The sequence below is a fragment of the Sphingopyxis sp. genome, assembly GCF_035565275.1.
Classification (GTDB): Bacteria; Pseudomonadota; Alphaproteobacteria; order Sphingomonadales; family Sphingomonadaceae; genus Sphingopyxis.
The window spans coordinates 1-3785 of record NZ_DATMST010000280.1; the positions used below are offsets into that span (position 1 = coordinate 1).

General features: G+C 66.2%; 4 protein-coding genes and 1 pseudogene. 4 read left to right on the forward strand and 1 reads right to left on the reverse strand.

Annotation, left to right across the window (positions count from 1 at the left end; genetic code table 11):
• Positions 1–368: 368 nt before the first annotated feature.
• Positions 369–716, forward strand: a pseudogene (locus tag VN047_RS22750) (aminotransferase class III-fold pyridoxal phosphate-dependent enzyme); the annotation flags it as partial.
• Here the strand turns inward: VN047_RS22750 and VN047_RS18640 are convergent.
• On the reverse strand, positions 605–1174 hold the full coding sequence (locus VN047_RS18640; protein ID WP_325545317.1) for a response regulator: 570 nt from the start codon (positions 1172–1174) through the stop codon (positions 605–607). The pseudogene VN047_RS22750 and the gene VN047_RS18640 sit on opposite strands and share 112 nt — an antisense overlap.
• Before the next feature lie 213 nt (positions 1175–1387).
• On the opposite strand from VN047_RS18640, the gene VN047_RS18645 reads away from it, so the two are divergent.
• From VN047_RS18645 to VN047_RS18655, 3 genes are all read left to right on the forward strand, one after another.
• Entirely contained in the window at positions 1388–2641 is a 1254-nt protein-coding gene (locus VN047_RS18645; protein WP_325545319.1) for an efflux RND transporter periplasmic adaptor subunit, read from the forward strand.
• A gap of 8 nt (positions 2642–2649) precedes the next feature.
• Positions 2650–3330 (forward strand): ABC transporter ATP-binding protein, encoded by a 681-nt coding sequence (locus VN047_RS18650; RefSeq protein WP_325545320.1) that lies wholly within the window; start codon positions 2650–2652, stop codon positions 3328–3330.
• Positions 3327–3785: hypothetical protein (locus tag VN047_RS18655; protein ID WP_325545322.1), on the forward strand; the 459-nt coding region annotated here is incomplete at its 3' end. The genes VN047_RS18650 and VN047_RS18655, both read left to right, overlap by 4 nt.

Consider the following 3785-nt stretch of genomic DNA (forward strand, 5'->3'; position numbering starts at 1 on the left):
GCGAAGTCGTATGCCGCGATGACGCGGGCCACGATAGACCAACACTACGAACCGGCGACCAGGCCGGTGCGCGGTGCGATCACCCTGCGCGAATACATCACCGCGCTGGTGAGGAGAAGCTCCGGCTGACACGGTGGGGCGGGGGGCTTCGAAAATCCGCCAGGATGCATGTCCGAAATTCGTGCGCGGCGCGATGAAGCCCCGGAAACCGGACATTCGCGACCTGTTTCTGGCGCCAGCCGGACAACTTGCGTTTTCCCGCCACTCGCATGCGGCGGCAAGAAGCCTGCTCGATCCGCGACGTTGCCCTGAACCTGGCGGCTATGTCGCGCAACGTCGCCGATCGCCGCGCCTTCGTGCGCGCCCGGATGAGGTTTGTAGCAGCTCGAACGCGTCGATACGATCCCGCGCCTTGCCCTCATGAAAGGACTTCGCGGGTGCTTCCGACCGACGTTTCTTCCCCATCCTCCAACGCCGACCTGCAACAGCGCAGCCGGCGCCATGTCTGGCATCCGTGCACGCAGAGCATCCGCCTCGAGGCGGTGCCGCCGCTTCCCATCGCGCGCGGCGAAGGCGTGTGGCTCTTCGACCAGGAAGGCCGCCGCTACATGGACGCCACCAGCTCATGGTGGGTCAACCTCTTCGGCCATGCGCATCCGGCGATCAACGCCGCGCTGAAGCGGCAACTCGACACGCTCCCGCACGTGATGCTTGCCGGCTGCACGCACGAGCCGGCGGTGGAGCTCGCGCAGCGGCTGTCGAGGCTCATCGCCGCGCCCGCGCGCTGGCGCGCGGTGAGCGCGACTGCGGCGCGGATCGCCTCGACGAGCCGGTCGTTACGCCACGGCTTGAGCAGAAAGTCCGACGCGCCGCGCTTGAGCGCCTCAACCGCGATCGCAACCCCGCCGAACACGGTGAGCATGACGATCGCGAGCGTCGGATCGACGGCACGGAGTCGGTCGATCGCGTCGAGCCCGGCGTTTCCGTCGCGCTGATCGGGGCGAAAGTTCATGTCGAGGAGTGCGGCATCATAAAGACCGAGCGTCAGCGGCACAGGAAGTGTTCCGGGATCGGCAAAGGTTTCGACGTCGGCAATGCCACGTAGCGCAAGGCGGATTGCCTCCGCGACGGCGGCGTCATCTTCGATCAGCAGGATTCGGCAAAGGGTTTCCATACCGCGATCCTACCGGATGCGGCGTGCACGGGGAACCAGTGCAAAAGCAAAGGCTTGCTATCCTCTGCGCGCGAATCGCGCCGCCGCGCTGTCCGAAGCCGGACACTTTTGCCGACCGTTGCCCTGTCAAAATTGGTCAAGCCATTGAATTGGAGCCGTTTCCCATTTGCGTCGGCGCGAGCGATACTTGGGGCATGAGGAGCATATGACGCGATGGATGAGCCGCTGCGGCAAAACCGGTTGCGCCGGCATCGCCGTGGCGCCCTGCTGGCGACGGGGCTGGGGGCGGTAATGCTCGCGCTCGTCATCGGAGTGCAGCAGTTTGCGACGCCGTCGATCGCGGTGCTCGCGGGCGACATCGCCGTCGCGCGCGTCGAACGCGGCCTGTTCCACGATACGACCAGCCTGCAGGGCCGCGTCGAGCCGCGCGACACCATCTATCTCGACGCCGCCGAAGGCGGTCGCGTGCGCCGTGTGTTCGTCCGGTCGGGAGACCGTATCGCGGCGGGGGAGCCGCTTGTCGAATTCACCAACACGACGCTCGAGCTCGACATCCTGTCGCAGGAAGCGCGGCTGATCGAATCGATCACCCAGCTCCAGGCCTATCAGCAGCAACTCGAACAGAATCGCAGCGACAATGCCCAGGCGCTTGCGCTTACTCGCTACGACCGCACGCGCGTCGGCCGCGATCTTCACCGCAGTCTGCCGCTCGCCGAACGCGGCTTCGTTCCTTCCAAGACGATCGACAGCCTGCGGGACGAGCTGCGGTCGATCGACGACAGGCAAGCGATACTGGCGGCGCGAAACCGGCGACAGGAGCGGTTGGGCGCACTGCAGCAGCCGCAGATCGATGCTCAACTCGCGACGCTGGGGAAGAGCCTTGCGATAACACGTGCCAAGCTCGACGATCTGACCGTTCGCGCGCCGGCAGCGGGCCGCCTCGCGGCTTTCAACGTCGAACTCGGCGAAAACCGCAATCGCGGCGACCGGCTCGGCGAACTTGCGCTCGACACCGGTTTTCGCGTCACCGCGCGCGTCGACGAATATTATCTAGGCCGCGTCAGGGTTGGCCAGCGAGCAGCGGCCGACGGGCACGGCCGGGCAATGGCGCTGGTCGTGACGCGCGTTTATCCGCAGGTGACCGAGGGCAGCTTCAGCGTCGAACTCGATTTCGCCGGGCGCGAGCCGGTCGGGTTGGTAGCGGGCGAAGCGGTGCGCGGCCGCCTGTCGCTTGGCGTCGACCGCCCGGCGATTCTGCTTCCCGCCGGCGCCTTTCTCGAGGCGTCGGGCGGGCAATGGGCCTTCGTGCTGGTGTCAGGCGGCGGCCATGCCGAGCGCCGGCGTATCCGGATCGGCCGACGCAACGCCGAGCAAGTGGAAATCCTCGCCGGACTCAATCCCGGCGACCGCGTGATCACGTCCAGCTATGACGGTTGGGACGCGTATCGGCGCATCAACCTTCGATAGGAGCGGCCATGCTGAACGTGGAAAATATCTCGAAAAGCTATGAGACGAGCGAAGTGCGCACGCATGCGCTGAGCGATGTGTCGTTGACGATCGGCGCGGGTGAATTTGTTGCGATCATGGGGCCATCGGGCTGCGGCAAGTCGACCCTGCTCAACATCCTCGGACTGCTCGACCGTGCCGACGGCGGACGAATCGAGCTGCTCGGCGAGGATGTGAGCAAGGCGAGTGAACGCGACCTCACCCGGCTGCGGCGCGCCGCGATCGGCTTTGTGTTCCAGAGCTTCAACCTTGTCGACGAACTGACGGTGATTCAGAATGTCGAACTCGGGCTGCTTTACCGGGGTACTCCTGTGCGCGAGCGGCGCGAGCGCGTCAACGCCGCGCTCGACCGCGTCGGTATGCGCCATCGTGCGCGGCACCTGCCGAAGCAGTTGTCGGGCGGACAGCAACAGCGGATCGCGGTCGCGCGCGCGATCGTTTCCGATCCCAAGCTGATTCTTGCGGACGAACCCACCGGCAACCTCGACACGATCAATGGCGAGGCGGTGATGGAATTGCTCCAGCAGGCGGTTGGGCGCGGCACGAGTGTGGTCATGGTCACCCATTCGCTTGCACAGGCCGACCGCGCCGACCGCAAGATCCAGCTGCTCGACGGGCGGGTTGTCAGCCAGACGCAGCTTGGCGCTTGACCGTGCTACGCAACATGTTCGCGTCGACCTTCGGTCACCTCGCGCTCGGCCGCCTCTATGCGGCGGTGACGTTGATCGGGCTTGCGCTGGCGCTCGCTGCGACGATCCTCACCGCGCTCTTCGTGCAGCAGCAATATGCCTATGAATCATTTATCCCGGGCCACGAGCGCATCTTTCGCATGACCGGAACCGTCGCGCAGCCCGGCCAGCCCGAGCGGGTGTCGGCGGTGACCCCTTCGGTGCTGGCCGGCGCGCTTGCGGCGCGCAGCGACCGCATCGAAACCGTTGCGCGCCTTTATCAGGACGATCCGGTCATCCGTGCCGGCACGGGGAAGGAACCGGTACACGCCGAAGGGTTTGTCTGGGCCGATCCCGCGATCTTTCGGGTGCTGCCGCTCGCGGCCACGGCGGGCGATCTCGATACGGCGCTGGCCGAGCCCGGCACCGTCGTGCTC